Origin of the sequence: Actinoallomurus sp. NPDC050550 (genome assembly GCF_040655075.1) — a bacterium.
In the GTDB taxonomy this organism is placed as follows: domain Bacteria; phylum Actinomycetota; class Actinomycetes; order Streptosporangiales; family Streptosporangiaceae; genus Actinoallomurus.
The window spans coordinates 1-21550 of record NZ_JBFAJC010000057.1 but is presented as its reverse complement, the minus strand read 5'-3'; the positions used below and the strand labels follow the sequence as shown (position 1 = coordinate 21550).

At 69.7% G+C, this 21550-nt stretch carries 17 protein-coding genes, 1 tRNA gene and 1 pseudogene; 13 read left to right on the top strand and 6 right to left on the bottom strand.

Annotated elements, in window-relative coordinates; genetic code table 11:
- Positions 1-7: 7 nt before the first annotated feature.
- A complete protein-coding gene (locus tag AB0I04_RS44910; protein ID WP_360899296.1) occupies positions 8-2623 on the bottom strand; it encodes a hypothetical protein in 2616 nt (871 codons plus the stop codon).
- A gap of 966 nt (positions 2624-3589) precedes the next feature.
- Here AB0I04_RS44910 and AB0I04_RS44905 point away from each other — a divergent pair.
- Positions 3590-4192: an RNA polymerase sigma factor gene (locus AB0I04_RS44905; protein WP_360899293.1), complete on the top strand. Its 603-nt coding sequence runs from the start codon at positions 3590-3592 to the stop codon at positions 4190-4192.
- 1 nt (position 4193) lies between these two features.
- Positions 4194-5210 (top strand): CU044_5270 family protein, encoded by a 1017-nt coding sequence (locus AB0I04_RS44900; protein WP_360899290.1) that lies wholly within the window; start codon positions 4194-4196, stop codon positions 5208-5210.
- Positions 5211-5498: 288 nt separating this feature from the next.
- Here AB0I04_RS44900 and aceE read toward each other — a convergent pair whose 3' ends face one another.
- A complete protein-coding gene (aceE, locus tag AB0I04_RS44895) occupies positions 5499-8285 on the bottom strand; it encodes a pyruvate dehydrogenase (acetyl-transferring), homodimeric type (RefSeq protein ID WP_360899287.1) in 2787 nt (928 codons plus the stop codon).
- Between the two features lie 200 nt (positions 8286-8485).
- On the opposite strand from aceE, the gene AB0I04_RS44890 reads away from it, so the two are divergent.
- The 7 genes from AB0I04_RS44890 (at position 8486) to AB0I04_RS44860 (ending at position 13027) form a co-directional block, all read left to right on the top strand.
- The gene (locus AB0I04_RS44890) at positions 8486-8671 is read left to right on the top strand and encodes a DUF1918 domain-containing protein (RefSeq protein WP_360899284.1); all 186 of its coding nucleotides are present in this window, start codon (positions 8486-8488) and stop codon (positions 8669-8671) included.
- Between the two features lie 10 nt (positions 8672-8681).
- Positions 8682-9095 (top strand): secondary thiamine-phosphate synthase enzyme YjbQ, encoded by a 414-nt coding sequence (locus tag AB0I04_RS44885; RefSeq protein ID WP_360899281.1) that lies wholly within the window; start codon positions 8682-8684, stop codon positions 9093-9095.
- Positions 9096-9253: 158 nt separating this feature from the next.
- A complete protein-coding gene (locus AB0I04_RS44880) occupies positions 9254-9676 on the top strand; it encodes a DUF3052 domain-containing protein (RefSeq protein WP_360899278.1) in 423 nt (140 codons plus the stop codon).
- A 145-nt stretch (positions 9677-9821) separates the two neighbouring features.
- Positions 9822-10283, top strand: coding sequence for a peroxiredoxin (locus AB0I04_RS44875; RefSeq protein ID WP_360899275.1), 462 nt, complete (start codon positions 9822-9824; stop codon positions 10281-10283).
- A 53-nt stretch (positions 10284-10336) separates the two neighbouring features.
- Complete coding sequence (locus tag AB0I04_RS44870) at positions 10337-10675, top strand: hypothetical protein (RefSeq protein WP_360899272.1); 339 nt, start codon at positions 10337-10339, stop codon at positions 10673-10675.
- An 87-nt stretch (positions 10676-10762) separates the two neighbouring features.
- On the top strand, positions 10763-12889 hold the full coding sequence (locus AB0I04_RS44865; RefSeq protein ID WP_360899269.1) for a PIG-L family deacetylase: 2127 nt from the start codon (positions 10763-10765) through the stop codon (positions 12887-12889).
- Between the two features lie 65 nt (positions 12890-12954).
- A tRNA-Val gene (locus AB0I04_RS44860) sits at positions 12955-13027 on the top strand.
- Between the two features lie 150 nt (positions 13028-13177).
- Here AB0I04_RS44860 and AB0I04_RS44855 read toward each other — a convergent pair.
- Positions 13178-13540, bottom strand: a pseudogene (locus AB0I04_RS44855) (integrase); the annotation flags it as partial.
- Positions 13541-13794: 254 nt separating this feature from the next.
- Between AB0I04_RS44855 and AB0I04_RS44850 the strand changes: the two are divergent.
- From AB0I04_RS44850 to AB0I04_RS44840, 3 genes are all read left to right on the top strand, one after another.
- Positions 13795-14268: a hypothetical protein gene (locus tag AB0I04_RS44850; RefSeq protein ID WP_360899266.1), complete on the top strand. Its 474-nt coding sequence runs from the start codon at positions 13795-13797 to the stop codon at positions 14266-14268.
- Between the two features lie 235 nt (positions 14269-14503).
- A complete protein-coding gene (locus AB0I04_RS44845; protein ID WP_360899264.1) occupies positions 14504-15400 on the top strand; it encodes a tetratricopeptide repeat-containing protein in 897 nt (298 codons plus the stop codon).
- Positions 15401-16465: 1065 nt separating this feature from the next.
- The gene (locus AB0I04_RS44840) at positions 16466-16603 is read left to right on the top strand and encodes a hypothetical protein (RefSeq protein ID WP_360899261.1); all 138 of its coding nucleotides are present in this window, start codon (positions 16466-16468) and stop codon (positions 16601-16603) included.
- Positions 16604-16902: 299 nt separating this feature from the next.
- Here AB0I04_RS44840 and ltrA read toward each other — a convergent pair whose 3' ends face one another.
- The 3 genes from ltrA to AB0I04_RS44825 all read right to left on the bottom strand — a co-directional run bounded on the left by ltrA (position 16903) and on the right by AB0I04_RS44825 (position 21096).
- Complete coding sequence (gene ltrA / locus AB0I04_RS44835; protein ID WP_360899258.1) at positions 16903-18165, bottom strand: group II intron reverse transcriptase/maturase; 1263 nt, start codon at positions 18163-18165, stop codon at positions 16903-16905.
- Positions 18166-18791: 626 nt separating this feature from the next.
- A complete protein-coding gene (locus AB0I04_RS44830; RefSeq protein WP_360899255.1) occupies positions 18792-19427 on the bottom strand; it encodes a recombinase family protein in 636 nt (211 codons plus the stop codon).
- A 262-nt stretch (positions 19428-19689) separates the two neighbouring features.
- Positions 19690-21096 carry a PQQ-binding-like beta-propeller repeat protein gene (locus AB0I04_RS44825; RefSeq protein WP_360899252.1) on the bottom strand — a complete coding sequence of 469 codons (1407 nt, stop codon included), beginning with the start codon at positions 21094-21096 and terminating at the stop codon, positions 19690-19692.
- A 110-nt stretch (positions 21097-21206) separates the two neighbouring features.
- Between AB0I04_RS44825 and AB0I04_RS44820 the strand changes: the two genes are divergently transcribed.
- The coding region (locus AB0I04_RS44820; protein WP_360899249.1) for an AAA family ATPase at positions 21207-21550 on the top strand (344 nt) is incomplete at its 3' end.

Here is a 21550-nt window from a genome sequence, read left to right as displayed (position 1 = left end):
CCGCAGGTCAGTCGTCGGACGGTGGTGGGGGGAAGCGGCGGCGGAACCGGTCGAATCGGCCGGTCGCTTCGCCGGCATCCTGCCCGGGGGGAGGCGGGAACCGCGGGTTCGCGGGGCCGTCCGCCGCCCCGGCGCCGGTCGCGTCCGGGCCGCCTGGGGCAGCCGATGCGCCGGGACCGCCGGGTGCCCCCGGTCGACCGGGTCCGCCCACGTCCCCTGGCGACGGCGGCATCCCTCCCGCGTCCGGTGGAACGGGCGGGGCCCCTGCCGGGCCTCGTGGCGGGAACGTCGCGCCACCGAACGCCGAGGGCGCGGTCCCTCCCGGGACGGGCGAGGACGGTCCGGATCCCGGGAACGGCGGCGGAGGCGGTGGCACCGGGCCCTGGCCGAACGGCGACGGGGCCGGTCCGCGCGGATCGGCCGGAGGTCCGGACTGGATGCGGGGGTCGACGGGGGGCTGAGCGGGCCCTCCCTGGTCGGCCGGAGGCTGAGGTGACCCGCCGGGGTCGGCCGACCGCTGAGCAGACCCCCTCGGATCGGCCGGGGGCTGTGCAGGGCCCCTCGGATCGGCCGGGGGCTGTGCAGGGCCCCTCGGATCGGCCGGCGGGCGGCCGAACCCACCAGGATCAGCGAAGGGCTGGGCGGATGCGCCCGAGTCACCGAAAGGCTGCGCGGAACCGCCGGGGTCGGCCGACGGCTGTGCGGGGCCCCTCGGATCGGCCGGCGGGCGACCGAACCCACCAGGGCCCCCAAAAGGTTGCGCGGAGCCGCCAGGGTCGGCCGACGGCTCACCGAACGGCTGCGCGGGTCCCCGCGGGTCCGTTGACGGCCGACCGAACCCACCGGGCTCACCGAACGGCTGAGCGGGGCCCTGCGGGTCCGTCGATGGCGATCCGCCGGGCCCGCCCAACGGCTGTTCGGACCCTCCGGGGTCGGCCGACGGCTGACCGAGCATCTGCGGGGCGCCCGGCGGACGGCCATGACCGAGCGGTTCGGCCGCGCCTTGCGGCTGCCCGACCGGCCGATCGTGGGCGCGTGCTTCGGCGGACCGCCGCGCGTGCCGGGCCGACGACGTGGGCCGCAGGTGTCCCGTCGTGAGCTGCTCCAGCCGAGCCTTGGCCTCCTCCGCCTCAGCGGTGGCCTCGTCGGCCCGGGCGTGAGCCTGGCCGGCCCGGGCGTTGGCCGAGTCGACCTCGGCCTTCACCTTTTCCGCCTGAGTCTTGGCCTCCGCCGTCTCGGCCTTCGCCTTGTCGATCTGAGCCCTGGCCTCCGCCGCCTCGGCCTCTGCCTTCCCTAGCTGAGCCTTGGCCTCCTCCGCCTCGGCCTTCGCCTTCCCCGCCTGAGCCGTGGCCTCCTCCGCCTGGGCGTTCGCCTTCCCCAGCTGGGCCTTGGCCTGCTCCGCCTCGGCCTTGGCGCTGCCGATCTCAGTCTTGGCCTCGTCGGCTTCGGCCTGTACGGCGTCGCGCTCAGCGATCATCGTGGCCAGTGCGGCGCGAAGCTGGTCGAGCATTCCGGAACGTTCCCTGGCCTGGAGCTGGTACTGCCCGAGACGGGTCTGCGCGTCCTCCAGCTCGCGGCGGACCGACTCGATGTCCGCGGTGAGCCGCTCGCCCTCGTCCAGGCGAGGCCGCGTCGTCTGCAGCTCCTCGCGCGCGGCCCGGGACTCTTCGCGGGAGGACTCCAGGTCGGCCCGTACGGTCTCCAGCTCACCGCGTACCGTCTCCAACTCGGCGCGGGCCTCGTCTCGCTCGGCAGACGTACGTTCCAGCTCGCCGCGGCTTTCCTCCAACGCGGCCACTGCCGCGTCCCGCTCGGCGCTCACCTCGTCGGCATGCGCGCGGGCCTCCAGGGCCTGCCGATCCGCTGCCGCACGTGCCTGCTCCGCAGCGGCCCGGGCGTTCTGCGCGAGCTCGGCCGTGGTCCGCATCTTGTCCAGTTCGGACTCGGCGGCGCGGAGCCGGGAGCGCATCTCCTCGATCGCGATGGACCGCTTCTGAAACTCCTTGGCCTCGGCGAGTTCCCCCCGGTACCGCGCGATCTCGTCGCGGGCCAGGTCCAGCGCGGTGGTCAGCTCCTCCAGCCGCCCGGTGAGACGGTCACGCTCCTCGCGTACGGCCGTGATCGCCTCGGTCGCCGCCTCCGCCGTCCGTGTCGCCTGCGTGCCGAGGTCTCGTGCGGCTTCCCGTTCGGTGTGGGCGGTCTCCAACTGTGCGGTGAGCTCGGCGGCGCGGGACTCGGCCCGCTCCACGCGGTGCCGTACGTCGCCGAGCTGGGCGAGCACGTGTTCGGCCTCCAGCCGGGCCGCCTCCCGGTCACGCTGCGCCGCGGCGATGCCTGCGGCCGCCTCCGCTCTGGCCTCCGCGATTCGCCGCTCGACCCCCGCGACGCTCAGATCCGCCGTCAGGGACATCGCCAGGAGCTCGGCGACGTCCTCGAGCCGTTCGACCATGTCCCAGGTCCGCGCGACCTGTCCGGAGAGGCCCGGAGAGTCCTGGTCGCGGCGGCGCCGGTCGGCCGCCGCACGGGCGCAGGCGCCATCGTTGTCGAGGCAGTAGCGCACGACGGGCCCGTCCTCACCCGGCTGGGGGATCGGGCGTCCGCAGTAGGCGCAGGGCCGCGTCACCTCATCGTCCCCGACGAGCGGCGCGGACGGCCCCTCCCCCGGCCGTGGACCGTCCTCCCCCGGCTGTGGGCCGTTCTCCGCCGCCTGTGGACCGGCCTCCGCCGCGTGTGGGCCGTTCTCCGCGGATCCCGGCGACGCCCCCGGCTCCGCAGACCCCCGTGACGCCCCCAGCTCCGTAGGCCCCGGCGACGCTCCCGGCTCCGCGGATCCCCACGGCGCTCCCGGCTCCGCGGGACCCGCCTCGGGCGTCTCCTCCTGCGAGGCCTGCGGAGGAGGCTCAGGGGCGTTTCCGTCCGGGCCGCCCTCCGCTTGGGAATCGGCCGAGGCTGGGACGGTGTCCGCGTCGGCCTCGGAAGGTGGGGCCGTGTCCGAGGGCCGGGCCGGCTCGGAAGTCGACTCCGTACCCGAAGGCGGAGCCGACTCGGAAGACCGGGTCGCGCCGGGCGAAGCAGCGGGGTCGGATGCGTCGTCACCGGACGGCAATGCGGCATTCGACTCGGGCACGTTGTCGTCCGTCGGGCCGGACACGCTCATCCCCCCTGCGATCCGTAATCGGGATGATCTCTACTGTCAGCTCGAAGACCGTATCCCGCTTCGTCCCTTCTGTGGAACGCAACGGCGAGGTTCGGTGCCCGGACATTGCGAAGGGCCCGGCAGCGGCGGCGTACCGGGCCCTTCTCTTTCCCACTTGGCGGCCTGGAGGCGCGGATTCGGGCGATGAAGAGGCGGGATCACGATGGATCCTTGACGGGTCATCCGTATCTCCAGGTACTCGCGACGGTAACCCCGCAGGTCCACGCCGAGGAAGCCATGGACCGTTTACACAAATTCACAACCTCTGTTCCCACCTGGCCGCAACTCCCCGACGGCGGGCACGACCGGCCCGTGAAGAGGATTCCGGCGTGCGACTGAGTACCGGTGACCGCCGAACGCCTCGGAAAGGCCGGATATGACAAGGCGCCATCGATGACCGCTCCCCCCGGCGTCGTTCACTCGAACGGCGACGACGCCGCGGTGATCGAGCGATCGTGGCATGAACCCGATCGGTTCAGAGTGATCTACGACAGGTACTTCCCGGAGATCTACCGGTACGTGGCCGGACGGCTCGGCCGTGACGTCGCCGACGACGTCGCGGCGGAGACGTTCCTCGCCGCGTTCCGCAAGCGCGACCGCTTCGATCCGGCGCGCGGTGCCGTACGCCCCTGGCTGTTCGGCATCGCGACCAACCTGGTCGGACAGTACCGACGCGATGAGAGCCGTCGCTACGCGGCGCTCGCCCGTATGGGCGGTGACCTCCTCCCGAGCGGGGGCCACGAAGATCGCGTCGCCGCCCAGGTCACGGCCGAGGGCATGCGACCGCAGCTCGCCATGGCTCTCGCGGCGCTGCCGGAAGGCGACCGCGACGCGCTGCTCCTCGTCGCGCTGGGCGGCCTCGGCTACGAGGAGGTCGCGCAGGCGTTGGAGATCCCCTCGGGAACGGTCGGATCGCGACTGAGCAGGGTTCGAAAGAAGTTGCGGGAGGCACTGGGCGGGACCGATCCCACATCTACAGAGGAATCCCATGGATGACATGCGAAGGGTCACCGAGCTGCTCGACGAGGGCGGCCCGTCGCCGACGGTGGCGGCGACGGGCCGGCAGAGGCTGGACGAGCTGATCGCCCAGGCGCCGGCCGCCGGTCGACCCCGTACCGGCGAGTCGATCGGCCAGGAGCCGGCCGGGAACAGGCCGCGGGAGGTCCCGAGTACCCCGGCGCGGGTGCCGAGCACACCGTCGCCGCGCCGACGGCGGATCCGCTGGGCGCTGCCGGGGCTCGGACTGGTGGCCGTCGGGGCGGCCACCGCGATCGCTCTGACGGTCACGGCGACTCCTCCGGCCCGTCCACCGCACCCTGTCCCGTCGGAGACGGCCCAACGGCTGTCCGGCCGGGAGGTGCTGCTGACCGCCGCATCGAGTGCGGAGTCCGCGCCGCCGGCGACCGGAGAGTACTGGCATATCCGATGGATTCACGCCATCACCGTCAACAACGCGCGTCCAGTGGGGAATGTGTTCGAGACCTGGGCCGCCAAGGACGGCCGGTGGTACATGGGCACCGCCACCCTGGACGGCCGCGGGCTGGGGTTGAACAAGGAGAAGCACAAGAACGGCGCGTCCTTCGAGCTGGAAGACCACATGCTGTCCTTCGATCAGCTCCGGCGGCTGCCGGCCGACCCGCAACGGCTTACGGCCTGGACGCGGACGTTCTCCCGTGGGCTCAATGCGAGCTGGCGGAAAAAGGACGTGGAGGACTCGGTGACCGGCACGCTGAGCGCGCTGCTGTACGCGGTCCCCGTCTCTCCCAAGGTGCGGGCGGCCGCCTTCCGAGCGCTCGCGCAGCGGCCCGGGGTGACGACCGGCGGCCGGGCCAAGGACGTCCGGGGACGCGTGGGACAGGCGGTCTCGATCGGCTCCTTCCACCTGATCATCGATCCGAAGACCGCGTTCGTCCTGCAGGAGACCACGGGGACGGTGGACACCAAGACGTCGTCGACTCTCTACTACGAGGTCGGCTGGACGAACGAGGAACCGCACGTGCCGAGCGCCTCTTGATCGGCTGCGGAGGCTCGGCCGACGGGCCGGGCCTCCGCCCTGTCCCCTGTCACTTCCCGCGGTGCCGTCGGCCGGCCGTCGGCACGCTGGAAGGCGGATGCCCGTGCTCCAGTCGATCTTCGACCATCTCGCCATGGTCCTCGGGCCCGATCCGGACCCGCACGCCGGAGACGATTCGCGCGGCATCGCCCCCGGAGATGACGGCGATGAGTTCTGGTGGGAGACCACCCGAACGCCGACGGCCGGGGCGCCCCCAGGGGCACCCCGGCCGTCTTCACGTCCGGTGTCTCAGCCGACGCTCATCGTGTCGGTCGAGCTCTCCGGCGGGGTGCTGTCGGCGCCGACGACGACCTCGGCGCCCTCGCCGAGCTGGTAGCGCTCGATGGCCTTCTGCAGGACCTCCTGCTTGATCTCACCGCGCCGGGCCAGCCGGGTCAGCACCGCGAGGGTGATGGACGCGGCGTCGACGTGGAAGAAGCGGCGGGCGGCGGCCCGGGTGTCGGAGAACCCGAACCCGTCGGTGCCGAGCGAGGACCAGTCGCCCGCGACCCACGGCGCGATCTGGTCGGGAACGCCCCGCATGAAGTCGCTGACGGCGACGACCGGGCCGGGCTGCCCGTCCAGGGTGCGGGTGACGTACGGGACGCGCTGCTCGCCGTCGGGGTGGAGGAGGTTCCACTCGTCACAGGCGATGGCCTCACGGCGCAGCTCCGTCCAGGACGTGGCGGACCAGACGTCGGCGGCCACGCCCCACTCGTCGGCGAGCATCCGCTGGGCTTCGAGGGCCCACCGGACCCCGACGCCGGAGGCGAGGATCTGCGCGCCCGGCGCCTCGCCCTCGACCTGCGGGGCCTCGGCGTAGCGGTAGAGGCCCTTGAGCAGGCCGCCGACGTCGAGGTCGGCCGGCTCGGCGGGCTGCTGGTACGGCTCGTTGTAGACGGTGAGGTAGTAGAAGACATCCTCACCGTTCGGGTGCTCCTCGCTGGAGCCGTACATGCGCCGCAGCGCGTCCTTGATGATGTGCGTCAGCTCGAACGCCCAGGCCGGGTCGTAGTAGACGCACGCCGGGTTGGTGGCGGCGAGCAGCGGCGAGTGACCGTCGTTGTGCTGCAGGCCCTCGCCGGTGAGGGTCGTACGGCCCGCGGTCGCGCCGAGCAGGAAGCCGCGGGTCATCTGGTCGGCCATCGCCCAGATGCTGTCGCCGGTCCGCTGGAACCCGAACATCGAGTAGAAGATGTAGACGGGGATCATGTGCTCGCCGTGCGTGGCGTACGCCGTGCCCGCGGCGATCGCCGAGCCGACGGCACCCGACTCGCTGATGCCCTCGTGCAGCATCTGGCCCTGCTCGGACTCCTTGTAGGAGAGCAGCAGCTTGCGGTCGACCGCCTCGTACGTCTGCCCGTGCGGGGAGTAGATCTTCGCGGAGGGGAAGAGCGAGTCCATGCCGAACGTGCGGTACTCGTCCGGGGCGATCGGCACGAACCGGGCGCCGATGTTCTCGTCCTTGATCAGGTCCTTGAGCAGCCGGACGAACGCCATCGTCGTCGCGACGTTCTGCTTGCCGGAGCCCTTCTTCAGCTCGGCGTACACCGGGTCGCCGGGCAGCTTGAGGGGCTTGGCCCGTACGACGCGCTTGGGCAGGTAGCCACCGAGGGCCATGCGCCGCTCGCGCATGTACTGGATCTCCTCGGAGTCCTCGCCCGGGTGGTAGTACGGCGGCAGGTCCGCCTCAAGCGCCGAGTCGGGGATGTCGAGGTAGAGCCGGTCGCGGAACTCCTTGAGCTCGGCCTTGGTGAGCTTCTTCATCTGGTGGGTGGCGTTGCGGGCCTCGAAGTCCGGCCCGAGCGTCCAGCCCTTGATGGTGTGGGTGAGGATGACCGTCGGCTGCCCGACGTGCTCACGCGCGGACTTGAACGCGGCGTACACCTTGCGGTAGTCGTGACCGCCGCGCGACAGCTTGCGGATGTCGTCGTCGGACATGTGCTCGACCATCTTGCGCAGCCGAGGGTCGTCGCCGAAGAAGTGCTCGCGGATGTACTCGCCGGTCTCAACGGTGTAGGTCTGGAACTGCCCGTCCGGTGTGGTGTTCATCTGGTTGACGAGCACGCCGTCGACGTCCTGGGCGAGCAGCGGGTCCCAGTCGCGGCCCCAGATGACCTTGATGACGTTCCATCCGGCGCCGCGGAAGAACGACTCCAGCTCCTGGATGATCTTGCCGTTGCCGCGGACCGGCCCGTCGAGCTGCTGCAGGTTGCAGTTGATGACGAAGGTGAGGTTGTCGAGCTCCTCGCGGGCGGCCAGGCCGATGGCGCCGAGCGACTCCGGCTCGCCCATCTCGCCGTCGCCCAGGAACGCCCACACGTGCGACCGCGAGGTGTCCTTGATCTTCCGGTTGTAGAGGTAGCGGTTGAACCGGGCCTGGTAGATCGAGTTGATCGCGGTGAGGCCCATGGACACCGTGGGGAACTCCCAGAAGTCCGGCATCAGCCGCGGGTGCGGGTACGAGGAGAGGCCGCCGCCCGGGTGGGAGATCTCCTGGCGGAAGCCGTCGAGCTTGTCCTCGGGCAGCCGGCCCTCGAGGAACGCGCGGGCGTAGATGCCCGGCGCCGCGTGGCCCTGGATGAAGACCTGGTCGCCGGACTCGCCGTGGTCCTTGCCGCGGAAGAAGTGGTTGAACCCGACCTCGTACAGGGACGCCGCGGAGGCGTACGTGGCGATGTGGCCGCCGACCGACAGCTCCGGGCGGTTCGCCCGCGACACCATGATCGCGGCGTTCCAGCGGATGTAGGCGCGGATGCGCCGCTCGACGTACTCGTCGCCGGGGAACCAGGGCTCGCGCTCCGGCGGGATCGTGTTGATGTAGTCCGTGCTGCGCAGGCCGGGCACGCCGACCTGCTGCTCTCGAGCCCGCTCCAGCAACCTCAGCATGAGGTAACGGGCGCGCGAGCGGCCCTCGGTCTTGATCACCGTGTCGAGCGACTCCAGCCACTCCCGGGTCTCATCGGGGTCGATGTCCGGAAGCTGGCTGGGGAGGCCGTCGCTGATGATGGAAAAGCGCTGGCGTCCGGAAGCCACGGGGTCCCCTTCGCTTCGTGCCCACCCAGGTCAGGTGATGGATCGTTGCTGTCCTGACCATCGTCGTACGTCAGGACCGTTAACGCATCTCTACCGTTGGGTAACCGTCCCGATATGGCTTCCCATCAGCCTCGAGCCGTACGAGGCTGTGTGGAGAGCCACCGCACAGGGGATACCCGCCGTCGGGAGGTGAAACGACGATGCACGCGGCCGTAGGCGACCGGTTGCACGTCCACGGCAACACCGTCGGACAGGCGGACCGGACCGGAAAGATCATTGAGGTGCGCGGCGCCGCCGGCGAGCCGCCCTATCTCGTTCGTTTCGACGATGGGCACACCGGTTTGGTGTACCCCGGGCCGGATGCCGTGATCGAGCCGGACGAGTAGACATGTGCGTATGAACACTGAAGTGATAAGCGTGGCCACCGGGAGCAAGGAGGCCGTGCACGACATCACCGGCGAATGCCTGAGATTCCTGCGCGACATCGGGGCGTCCGACGGATTGCTGAGCCTCTTCGTTCCGCACGCGACCGCCGGCATCGCGCTGATAGAGCTGGGGTCGGGCAGCGACGAAGATCTCCTGTCCGCGCTCCGCGAATTGCTGCCCGCGGACGATCGGTGGGTCCACGCGCACGGATCTCGCGGGCATGGCCGTTCTCACGTGATGCCGGCGTTCGTCTCGCCCTACGCCACGATCCCGGTGATCGGCGGGAAACCGGCGCTGGGCACCTGGCAATCGGTGGCTGTGGTCGACCTCAACGTGGACAATGTCGTGCGCAAGGTGCGACTCAGCTTCATCAGCGGTAGTTGAGAGAAGTGGCCGTGTTCGCTCACTTGCGGGCCAGACACTTGCGCACGGGGTGGTCCGCCGTGTGAACTGTCCGGCAATGCCGCACCCGGAAGGTCGGGCGGTAAAGAACAACATGGGCATGTATGACAATCGCGGCCCACAACACAGGGAGGACGTTCGTGAGCGCGACCGCGGGTCAGGCGCAGAGCAGCCTGGCCGAACGGCTCGGCATCAAGCCGAACCAGGTGGTGCAGGAGATCGGCTACGACGACGACGTCGACGAGGAGCTGCGCAGCTCCATCGAGTCGGTCTCGACCAACGAGTTGGTCGACGAGGATTACGGTGACGTCGTCGACGTCGTGCTGCTGTGGTGGCGCGAGGACGACGGCGATCTGTTCGACGCCTTGTCCGACGCACTCACCACACTGGCGGACGGCGGCCACATCTGGCTGCTCACGCCGAAGGCGGGGCGCGAAGGCCACGTCGAGCCGAGCGACATCCTCGAGGCCGCGCAGACGGCCGGACTGTCGCAGACCAAGAGCATCAGCGCGGCCCAGGAATGGTCGGGCACGCGTCTGGTGTCACCCAAGGCGCGGCGTTGACCTTTACCGCCGAGGAGCGGACCGTGCGGGGAGAGGGCTGACCGACGTGTGATGCGTTTCATACGTCGGGTGTCCCGTGATCCGCCGTGGCGTGCAGTGGCAGACTGGCGTCCGGCCACAGACTCGGCGAGGAAGGGTTCACGACATGGCGGTTGAGGTCGGCGACACCGCACCGGACTTCGAGCTGACCGACCAGCACGGCACTCCGGTCAAGCTGTCGGACTTCCAGGGGAAGAAGACCGTGGTTCTCGTCTTCTACCCGCTGGCGTTCAGCGGCGTGTGCACGGGCGAGCTGTGCGCCATCCGCGATCAACTGCCCACCCTGGGCGGCGACGACGCGCAGGTTCTCGCCGTGTCGGTCGACTCGGTGTTCGCGCACCGGGCCTGGGCCGACCAGGAGGACTACCAGTTCCCGCTGCTGTCGGACTTCTGGCCGCACGGCGAGGTGGCGAAGACCTACGGGATCTTCGACGAGAACAGGGGCGTCGCGACGCGCGGCACCTACATCATCGACAAGACCGGTGTCGTGCGGTGGAAGGTGGAGAACGCCATCCCCGACGCCCGTGACCTCGACGAGTACCGAAAGGCGCTCGCCGACATCTCCTGACCTCCTGTGACCGGGCCCGCACGGGCCCGGTCCCGGATCCCACCGGAGGCGCCATGCCCTGCTACCGCTGCGGGGCCCGGCAGACGGACCCGGACCACGGCCCGAGCCCCTGGCGACGCGGGGTGCGCGAGGACCGGCAGGTTCTGGTCTGCCCCGACTGCCAGAACGGCCGGGACTGGGCCGGTGAGCTCGATCACTGTACGGCGTGCGGGTCGACGACCCTGGTGTGCCGCCTCGGCGAGGTCGAGTGCCGCACGTGTGGGCAGATTCGCGCCGCCGAGCGCACGCCCGAGACACGCGTGTCCGCCGGCGCTCCGGGGCTGTCCGAGGAGGTCGCCGCGGCGCTCAGCCGCGTCCTGCGCCGGGGTCCGAACCCTGACCGACCGGGATAAACCGACAATTAACCAAATTTCAACTTAACGTATGGCATGATCCTCTCGCTCTGCGGCGGATGACCGCAGGACTGAGGGGGAGCGAGCATGGCGGGTAGCCCTGCGCGTGCGATCGCGGGTCTGGCCGCGGCGGCGACATGTGTCGGTCTTCTCGGGATCGCGAGTCCGGTACGGGCCGCGCAGGGGCAGACACTCGCGGCGCGGACCGGGTTCGTCCAGGTAGTCGCCCACCCGGATGACGACCTTCTGTTCATGTCCCCGGACCTCGCGCAGGACATCCGGCGCGGCGAAGGCGTCACGACGGTCGTGCTGACCGCGGGCGAGGGACACGCCGGGATCAAGGACCACCACGACCCCCACGCGTACGTCGCGCAGCGCCGCCAGGGACTGCACGCGTCGTACGCCGCCATGGCCGGGGTCCGGGACGGTTGGCGGGTGGAGACCGTACGCTCCGGCCGGGTCAAGGTCGAGGTGCACACGCTCACCGCGCGCCCCGACATCCATCTGGCGTTCCTCAGCCTGCCCGACGGCCGCGACCCCCGCCCCCGCATCGGCAGACGGGCGACCGCCCAGCTCCTGGCGGACCACCGCTCGGTCAAATGCGCGGCGACCGTGACGCCGAAGCACTCGCCGTACGCCCACTGCTACACCCACGCCGACGTCGTCCACGCCCTGGTCACCCTGTTCCAGCGGTACCGCCCCACGGTCGTACGGACGCAGGACCCGGCCCCCGACCGGCGGTACACCGCCGACCACACCGACCACGTGGCGGCGGCCGGGTTCGCCACCGAGGCGGTGCACTCCTCCGGACAGCCCCTCGTCCAGGTCGACTACCGCGACTACAACCTCACCGACACCCCGGTGAACCTCGGCAAAGCCGACCGTACGGCCAAAGAGCGCTACTTCGCCGACTACCGGGCCCACGACTACCGGATCAACCCCGAGGCCCAGAACTTCGCCTCGTGGCAGGAGCGCATGCGCTACCGCTGGCCGCGCGGAGCCTCCTGGACGACCCTCGCGGGCAACGGACGACTCCAGGCCTTCGCCGTCCTGTCCGGCCGCCTCTACACGTGGTGGCAGACCCCCACCGGGTGGGCCGGTCCCGCGTCGCTCGGCGGCAGCGACCTCGACCCGTCGCTCACCACCGCCGACGGCCAGGTCTTCGCCCGCAAGGGCGGCGCGCTCGTCGCCGTCCGGCCCCGGTACGCCGGCGGACGATGGACGGCGACCTGGACCTCCCTGGGTGCCGCGACCGGCACCCCCGTCGCCGTGTCCGGCAAGAACGGCGGCAACGCCGTGTTCGTCCGCAACGCCAAAGGCGGCGTCAGCGTGAAGTGCCAGGCGGCGAACGGCTCTTGGACGCCGTCCTGGCAGGAACTGCGCGGCCCGGCCGCCAAGGCCGTCCAGAGGCGCGCCGTGGCGCCCTCCTCCCCCACGCCCCGCACAACGGCCCCGGCCACCCCGCCGAGCAGCGCCTCCCCGTCGTCCTCCACGACCCCGAGCGCCTCACCGTCCCGGCGTCCCCGGCACATCCTGCCCTCGCTGCCACTGCCCGGCACGGGCACCACCCCGGCGACCGGCGGCACGCCGTCGCCGACCCCGCCCCGGCCGGCACCGGGAAAGAGCACTCCGGCCTCACCGGCGCCCACGACCACCGCCCCTTCCGGCGGCCCGACGACCACGCCTCCGACCGCCGCGCGTAAGCGCACCCGGACGATCCCGCCTGGCCGGGACATCCAGGACGGCATGGACGCCGTGGGCGGCAACGCCGGAATCGAGCTCTTCGCCCCGACCCGTACGCAGTTGCTCCAGTGGCGACAGAGCCGCGGATGCACCTTCGTGTACGCCGGTGCGGTCCCCGGCGTACGGCCGGGCGGCCCCGTCACCGCGACCCGCGACGCCGGCGGTAACCCGACCCTCGTGTACGAAGTAGGCGGTTCGACGGCGATCCGCCAGGTCAAGGAGACCGGCCACAGGTGGAGCGACCCCGCGACCCCACTGCGCGCGGTCTTCCACAAGGTCGGCGAGGCCCCGGTCCCCACCGGCAGCCGCGTCCCCCCGCCCGCCCTCCCATTCCCCGCGATCGGCGTCCCCATGGTCGCCACCGACGGCACCGGCCAGGTCTTCGCCCTCGCCCTGGCCGAGGACGGCCGCCTCTACGTCTCCTCGCGCGGCGCCGGCGGCATCTTCGGCGCCTGGCGGCCGGTGGCCTGATTTCGTTTCGCAGGTAGGGGGAAGATCCCGGTAGGCTGTGGCCGGTCGCCGGTTCCCCCGGCAGCGGGCGCATAGCTCAGTGGTTAGAGCACTGGTCTTACAAACCAGGAGTCGCTGGTTCGAATCCAGCTGTGCCCACCCCGTGATCAACAGTGAAAACGGCGTTCGACCTGCGATTTCGAGGTCGGACGCCGTTCGCTTGATGTCCGGCTGTCCCTGGCCACTACCGGCTGGCAGCGGTCGGCTGTGCCGAATACGTGCCGAAGATCAGCCGACGTTCCTCAGCGCCTACGCGATGCGCCGTTTGGCGATCTCGTCCTGTCCTTCGAGGCACGAGGCGTAGATCCGTAGCAGCACATCGACGCCGTGGCCGGCCCATTTGGCCACCTGTGCGGCGGGGACTCCTCCGTTGAGCCAGGTGGAGACGCAGGCGTGCCGTAGGTCGTACGGTCGCCGAGCGAGCGGCGAGGCGTACTGCTGCGCGCTGAGAACCTCTCTGCGGGCTTCCCGCCAAGCACGCCGGTACGTGATGGCCGGCAAATCTCCACCACGCACACCGACGAAGAGACGGGCGTCAGGGGCCTCACCAACGTGGTCCTGAAGATGTGTCCGGAGAATGACCGTCAGCTCGGGAGGGCAGGGCACACGCCGCTCCTGGCCCTCCGCGCGGTGCTTGAGTTGCCGACGTTGTTCGCGGTGACTGCCGTCATCGGTCCACTCTCGGCCGGCGGCCCTGCAGAAGCCATGGCCGAAAGGGGCGGGCTACCGGCCAACGTGTGGGCGGGCGGCTGGGACAAGCTCTGGGTTACGGAGTGGTTTCTGCAAAGCTGCTCCCGCTGGGGAGACCCTGCTCACGACGACCTGATGCGGCGAGCGATCAGCGTTCATCTCGCGGAGGCAGTCGAATGTCTGACCTGATACAGGTACACCCGACACAGCGCCTCATCACCCCTGGCGGCGTCGAGGTCGATATCGACGCCGAGATGGTTCCGCTCGTCCAAAGACTGTGGGAACTGGGCCTGACGACGAAGGGGTGTTGCCAGGACTTCGGCGATTCGATCCTGAACAACGGGCACCGGTCGACCTCACCAGACGATGCCCGGCAACGGTTCGCCGACTTCTACAGCGGCCAAGCGTGGCTCAAGATGCCGACCAACGACGCCAAGCTGCTTATTTCGACGCTCGGATCCCATCCGACGTTCGGCCCGCGCATGCGGCGCTGGACGCACCCCGAGGCGTGGATGAACATCCTCTACGTCTTCCCCGGCGACAAGAGCGGTGCCGATCTGGCCGACGCGGCACAGCTCCACTTCCCACGCGAACAGCTGCCGGAACTAGTCGAAGCGCTCACGTGGAACTGGTCACCACCAGCCGAGTGAGCGCATGACGGCCCAGAGCCCCGAACCCGATCATCACGGGGTTCGGGGCTCTCGCGTCACGCGACCCGCTTGCCGGGAGTTCGCCGAGTCGAAAACAGGTGCCCACACCGGTGCCGATTCGCCGATTTGCCCGGACGAAAGCGATCAAGTCGCCTTGATCGCCGGTTTTCGCCGGACGAGCGCCCTACGCTGTCGGACACGGCCTGACAATCGCGGACAGAGGGAATGGCGCGTCATGGACGAGCAGGCGGCGGGTGACCTGAGGCGGGCGATCTCGCTGTACGAGGCGACCCTGGCTGACTACGTGCGGGTACTGGGCGAAGACCACCCCACCACACTGACCTCCCGAAACAAACTCGCCAGCGCGTATGCGTCGGCGGGTGACCCAGGGCAGGCGATGGCACTTTTCAAAGCGAACCTGGCCGCCCGGACACGAGTGCTGGGCGAGGACCACCCCGACACACTGACCTCCCGAAACAACCTCGCGTACGCGTACAAGTCGGTGGGTTACCTGGGGCAGGCGATCTCGCTGTACGAAGCGAACCTGGCCGCCCGGACACGAGTGCTGGGCGAGGACCACCCCGACACGCTGAACTCGCGGAACAACCTCGCCGGCGCGTATGCGTCGGCGGGTGACCTGGAGCGGGCGATCCCGCTGCACGAAGCGAACCTGGCAGCCCAGACACGAGTGCTGGGCGAGGACCACCCCGACACGCTGAACTCGCGGAACAACCTCGCCAGCGCGTATGCGTCGGCGGGTGCCCCGGAGCGGGCGATCCCGCTGCACGAAGCGAACCTGGCAGCCCAGACACGAGTGCTGGGCGAGGACCACCCCAACACGCTGACCTCCCGAAACAACCTCGCGTACGCGTACAAGTCGGCGAGTGACCTGAGACGGGCGATCCCGCTGTACGAAGCGAACCTGGCCGCCCGGACACGAGTGCTGGGCGAGGACCATCCCGACACGCTGGTTTCGCAGTACAACCTCGCCAGCGCGTATGAGTCGGCGAGTGACCTGAGGCAGGCGATCCCGCTGTACGAAGCGAACCTGGCGGCCTACGTGCGGGTGCTGGGCGAGGACCATCCGCTCACTAGAAGCGTCCGCAGCCACCTGGAGTCGGTGGCCGGGTGATAGACCAGGTCGTCTCGTCTCGGGCTGCGGCAATGCGCTGCCCGGCGACCGCATCCTGACCTTCGAGGTACACGGCGTAGATCCGCAGAGGTACGTCTACGCAGTGTCCCGCCCACGCCGCTACCAACCCCGCCCCGACTCCGGCCGACGCCGACCTGGTCTTCGCGTGCCTAATACATGCCGAAAGCTGAGCGCGACGGGTGGGTCCGGTCGCGTTTTAGCAGCTCAGCACCGATTCCATCGCTTGATGAACGTTGGTCTTACAAACCAGGAGTCGCTGGTTCGAATCCAGCTGTGCCCACGAGGCAGGTTCGGCCTGCTCGTCGAGCTCTGCTCGACTTCGCCACGGCCCGCGACTCCGCCCGGGGGGCCGAGCCCCCCAGACCCCCGCGATCGGTGGTTGCTGTCGCTGTTACGGCGTGCTGCGGTGCCGGGCGGCGCGGAATGATCTTGCCGCTTCCCGGTGCTCGGCTCGGGAGCGGTTCTTGACGCGGGCGGCGGCCGGCGCGCCGCGCGGCCACGTGCAGGTCCCCCCGCTCGCTGCTCTACTTCCCCGACCACAACGCCCTGGCCGTGTGGGCCTGGGCGACGTACGAGACGCTCATGCCGCAGCGGCAAGCCGAGGGCCTTCGATGCCACCGTCGGCCGTCTGGGAGCCGTCTTGACGGCCTCGGCGGCCACCGGACGCCGCCGCCTGGCCGAGCTGGAGGCCACCGGGCTCGTGGAGGCGACGGAGCAGCCGGGCGGCTGGCTCTCGATCCACGTCATCCTCGACGCCGACGATGCCGCCGAGACGCCCGCGAGGGCCGGCAGCGTGTCCAGCCGCGCCGGGATCCCTCGCATATCGCGGCACTCACCCCCGGCAAGAACCGGCAGTCACCCCTTGCAGGTTCCGGCACTCCACAGGAGTCACCCACCAGGGAGACACCAGTTGAGGAGGCACCGAGGGTTCCCGCCGTAGGCGAACAGACCCGCCGTTACGCGCGAGCGCGCGCGGCGGCCGAAGCCGGGAAGCCGAAGACTCCGCGGAAGGGACGGCCGACGCCGAAGCGGCCACGGCGGCGGGTGCCGTGCGCGGCCGCAGAGCTGTACCGCACGCTGCCCGCGGAGCTGACCCAGCGCATCCCCGAGCACGGCTCCCGGCGCGTGCTGTCAGCGATCGCCGCCGAACTGGAGCAACACGCCGACGCCCGCAGCGCGTGACGAGCCCGATCAACGAAGCGAAGAACCTGCGATGACCACCCCCAAACGACCCGCCAGCTACGAGCCGGTCCAGAGGAGTGACGACCTTGGGTATCCGCCGGTGGCAGTTCGAACGAGCCGTCAAGCTTGGGTTGATCTTCACCGCGCTGGCTGCGCTGGACGGGCCGGTGCTGGCCGTAGCGGCTTTCATGGTCGTCTTCATCGGATGCCACCGGTCGGGTGGCCCCGGGCGTCTCAGCCCGGGGCTCCCACAGAACCGTGCGTAACAATCTCTCGTTACACGGCTCTTGTCGTTCTGGTCACCAGACGGTTGGGGCCGTGTTCACCCAGATCCAGTGGGCGAAGAGCCTCGGGCGTGCCTTCACGACCGTCTCCCACTGGGCCTGGGCTTTCTTGCGGCCCCGGAGCCGTTTGTACTTGTTGCGCGACCACCGCATCAGGTAGGCGTTGATGCGGGCCAGGAGGGGATACAGCGCAGAGCGGTAGAACGCCCCGTAGTACTGCATCCAGCCACGCACGACCGGATTGATCCGTCGTGCGAGGTCGTGTTCGGAGGATCCGGTGCGATGGTGAAGCCGCCAGGCTCGCACCGTCGCGCTCATCTGTTTCAATGCCTCCTTGCTGACCGCCGGGTTGAAGCCACAGCGCATCTTCCCGGTCTTCGTCCGCACCCCTCGCGGCTGGAAGGTGAACCCCAAGAACGTGAACGATGTGTGCTCATGCGAGCCGCGCCGTCTGTCGTCCTTGCAATACACCACCCGGGTCTTGTCCGGGTGCAGTCGCAGCCCGACCTCGGCCATCCGTCCCTTGATCGCCGCAATGACCCGTTCGGCCTGCTCCAGGCTGGAGCAATGCACGACGGCGTCGTCGGCATAGCGCTCGAACACCATGTCCGGGAATTCCCGGGCCATCCAGGCGTCGAACGCATAATGCAGGAACAGGTTCGCCAGGACGGGTGAGATCGCCGACCCTTGTGGGGTCCCGCGATCCCGATCGCGCAAGGTCCCGTCGGGCAGTGCCAGCGGTGCGGCGAGCCACCGTTTCACATACAGCACCACCCACGGCAGGTCGGTGTGCGCCTGGACCGCCTTGACGATCAGGTCCCACGGCACGGAGTCGAAGAACTTCTGGATGTCGAGCTCGACCACCCAGTCGTACTCCCAGCACCGTTGCCGACAGGCCCCGACCGCATCCAGCGCCGAGCGGCCCGGCCGGTAACCGTAGGAGTCCGGGTGGAAGACCGGTTCGACCTCCCTCTCCAGCACCCCGGCCACCACCGTCTGCGCGATCCGATCGGCCACGGTCGGCACGCCCAGCATCCTCGTGCCCCCGCCGTATGCCTTCGGGATCTCCACACCCTGGACCGGCGGCGGAAAGTACGTTCCCGAGGACATCCGATTCCAGATCTTGTACAGGTTGTTCTTCAGATCTTTCTCGAATTCCTCGATGGACACCCCGTCCACCCCGGCCGCACCCTTATTGGCCTTGACCTTCTCCCACGCCTCCACAACAGCCAGCTTCGAGATACCGAACGGCTTGCCTGGCGCTTTCAACTCGTTCACGCGACTCCTCCCGGACCCCGTCCGGTTGATCGAACAAACGGGTCACGAACAACCCGGCCCCTTCGCTCCGGCCCCATTACAGGACCTTCATCACTACTACGGGCCGGTCCGCCGGCACGCATGGCGACGGGTACTCTGACGCCGACTCCAGGTTTCCCGGAAAGCGCGGCTCTCCCCTGGCGCCCACCCTCGTGAGCAGTGTCCATACGCGCCTTCTCCTGTTCCGCTCGAACGCCGCAGACCGAGCTCGCGCCGCCTCCATGCCGGACACCGCCTGGCCAGTAAGCGGATTCCCGCCAGGCTTCATCCCGGAGTCGTATTCACTCTCCGGTTTCGATGTCATCTGTTCTGGTTTCGACACGTCATCAGCGGTTCACTTGCGTTCGCCTTCTCGGTCCCCACCTGACGCCTTTATCGACGCCTTTTCCTCATCGCTCACCACGACGGTCTTCAGCCAACGCAGCATGAGGCGGTTTGGAGCCTCCCTCCGCAGGGCGACTCCGAAGGGCCAAACCTTCATCGTCCGAGCAGCATCGCTCCAGATCATTCGCCTACATCGAATTCTCCTTCACGTTCAGGACACACGAATACGGCAGAAACGGGCCGCTGTCTGAGGTAGCTGCTGGTCAGCGTTCTGCGAGTGCCGCGTAGGCGGTGGAGCGGGCGATCTTCAGCGTGCGGGCGGCCTCGGTGACGCTCACGCCTGCCTCGTCGACCAGGCGCCGCAGCATGGCCAACTCGGCCGGGCCGACCGCGCGGGGGCGCCCGGTGTGTTTCTTGCCGGGCAGCATCCGCCCTTCGGCCTCGCGGCGGTTGGCCGCGGCGATCCCTTCGGCCTGGCGCTCGGCGCGCAGCTCGTGCTCATACTCGGCCGCCGCGGCGAGCACGGCGAACATGAACCGGCCTTCCTTCGTCTCCAGGTCAAAGTTCTCCGTCAGCGACACGATCCGCACGCCGCGCTCGCGCAGTTCCTTGACGACGCTCAGCACGTGCGCGGCCGACCGGCCCAACCGGTCGGACTTCCAGAACACCAGCGTGTCGCCGGCCGTCAGCTCCTCCAGGCAGGCCCGCCACCGCGGCCGGTCCGTCCGGCGGCCGGACGCCTGCTCCTCGAACAGCGTGTCGTACCCGTGCTCGCGCAACGCGTCGAGCTGGAGCTGGGGGTTTTGGTCCCGGGCCGAGATCCGGCAGTACGCGATCGTGCGCCCGCTCAACGGCGCGGCCGGACGGGACGGACGTGCGGGGTCTCGGCCGCAGGCCACGCGCACTCCAGCGCGAAGATCGGGTCCGGCTCCAGGTCGTACCCATCGCCCAAGCCGATCGAGCCGCTACCGGGCCCCCTCCTAACACCAGGCACGCTGGTTTCCAGGTGTCCTCGTCTGTGTAGGAGACCGGGGAGAAACCGTGTGACGATCAGGCCACGAGGCTGAGGGGTTGGTCTGAGCTGGCCAGTCCGGCGTACCAGCGGGTGAAGTCGCCTTCGAGATCGCCACTGAGGACGCGGGTGAGGTCCGCACCACAGCTTCAGCGCGGGATGGTGATGGTGTGCAGGTCGGGTCGGTCGGCGAGGAGGGTGGTCGAGCCGTTGTTGTTCAGAAGGCTGATCACGCCGTCTGTGGGTCCTTCGATTCCGCCGCCCATGAATCCGTAGTCGGACAGGGGGATGTGGGCGAGCTCTCGGCCGGTGCCTGCGTCCAGGACGGTCAGTTGCTGGACTTCTCTTTCCTTTCCGGTGCCCATGCAGGCCATCGCTACGTATACGCGGCGGCCGTCGACGACGGTGCCCCTGTCCCCCCAGGGCTGGTCGCAGGTGGGGTGGCCGGGCGGGCGTTGGAGGTGGGTGTGCCACAGCGCCTTGCCCGTGGCCGGGGCGTCGCCGCACAGGTCCTGGGCGTGGACGCTCTGGGAGCAGAGGCTGATCTGGATGGCGTCGCTGAAGGCGATGGGCGACCGTCCGTCCGCCCAGTGGCGGCGCCCGGTCACCGTACCGGTCACCGGGTCGAGGAGGGTGATGGCGCCGCCGACCCCGACGGCGAGGCGGCCATCCACCGTCCAGATGCCGTCGAGGTAGTTGTCGTCGTAGTACCCGTTGTCGTTGACCGGCTTGAGGTCGGGGAACAGGTCCGAAGTTTGAAGGTTCCAGCGCAGGGAGCCGGTCCCCGGGTCGAAACCGAGGACCGATTTGTTCGGTGCGTTGAGATCGTTGCAGGTGACGGCGATGGTACCGGCAGCGACGGCGACGTGGAGGGAGTGGTCGCCGCCATCGAAGTGACAGCTTGCCGGCCAGACCTTGGTCCAGCGGACCCGGCCGTCGGCTCGGTCGATCCCGGCGACACCGTCCTCGCCGATAATCGTCAACGCTCCGGCATCGGCGACAAGGCGGTCGGGCAGACCGTAGCTGAGGTCGGCCTCGGGCGCCTTGACCAACCAGCGGACGCGGCCGGACCGTATGTCGATCAGGGTGAGGCGGGTGCCGAGGAGGAACAGGCCGCCGGTCGCCCGGTCGATGGCCATCAGCGAGGCATCGCGCTGATAGTGCCAGTAGAGTTTGCCGGTAGCGATGTCCACCGCCCGCACGCCCCTGTGGGTGTCGAGCGTGGAGCTGTTGATTATCGCCAGCCCGCCAAAGACGATCGCCGCTCCGCCAACCCGGGCCACCGGCCGTGCCGAATGCAGTGGCGGCTGCGCCGCGACCGCCGACGGGAACTGCCCATAGGGGCCGCGCATACCATCGCCGCCGAAGGGGTTGCCGAATAGCTGGACCAAGCCCCAGGCTGCCAGGACCACACCGGCCACGCCCGCCGCGACCAGGCGTGAACGCCAGAAACGTCCCCGCGGGGCCCCCGGGCCGTCGATCACCACCGGCACGACGACCCGTCGCTGCGGGCGCGAGGAGGTGCCAGCCGGGGGCCTCTCGCCGTCATAGGTCATCAGAAAGTCCAAACAGGTCCATGGAGCGTGACCGTGGGCAGGTTCATGTTCACTCCCAGGTTGCGTGGGACGCTGCTTTTGCATGCGTCCAGGGCTGTCGACTGCCGTAGATGACCGTCCGGGAAAGCCTTGGTGGCGCAACTCCGGCCGCCCGTTTCACCAGCCGCGACATCCTGCGTGCGGAGCGGACCAACCTGGCGGCCGCATGGGACGGCTACGGCCGCGACCTCGCGGTCGTCGACCCGCGCGTCGCCGACCTCGCCATCAGCGCGTTCTACGCCGCACGCGGCTTCACCCCATCCGAAGAACAGGCCGAAGTGCTGGAGCGGCTGGTCAGCGCCGGGCACGGCGTCGACGCCGTCGTCGGGGTCGCCGGCGCGGGCAAGACCACGCTCATGGCGGCCGCCCGTACGGCCTGGCAGGCGGCCGGGTACACCGTCGCCGGCGCGGCCAC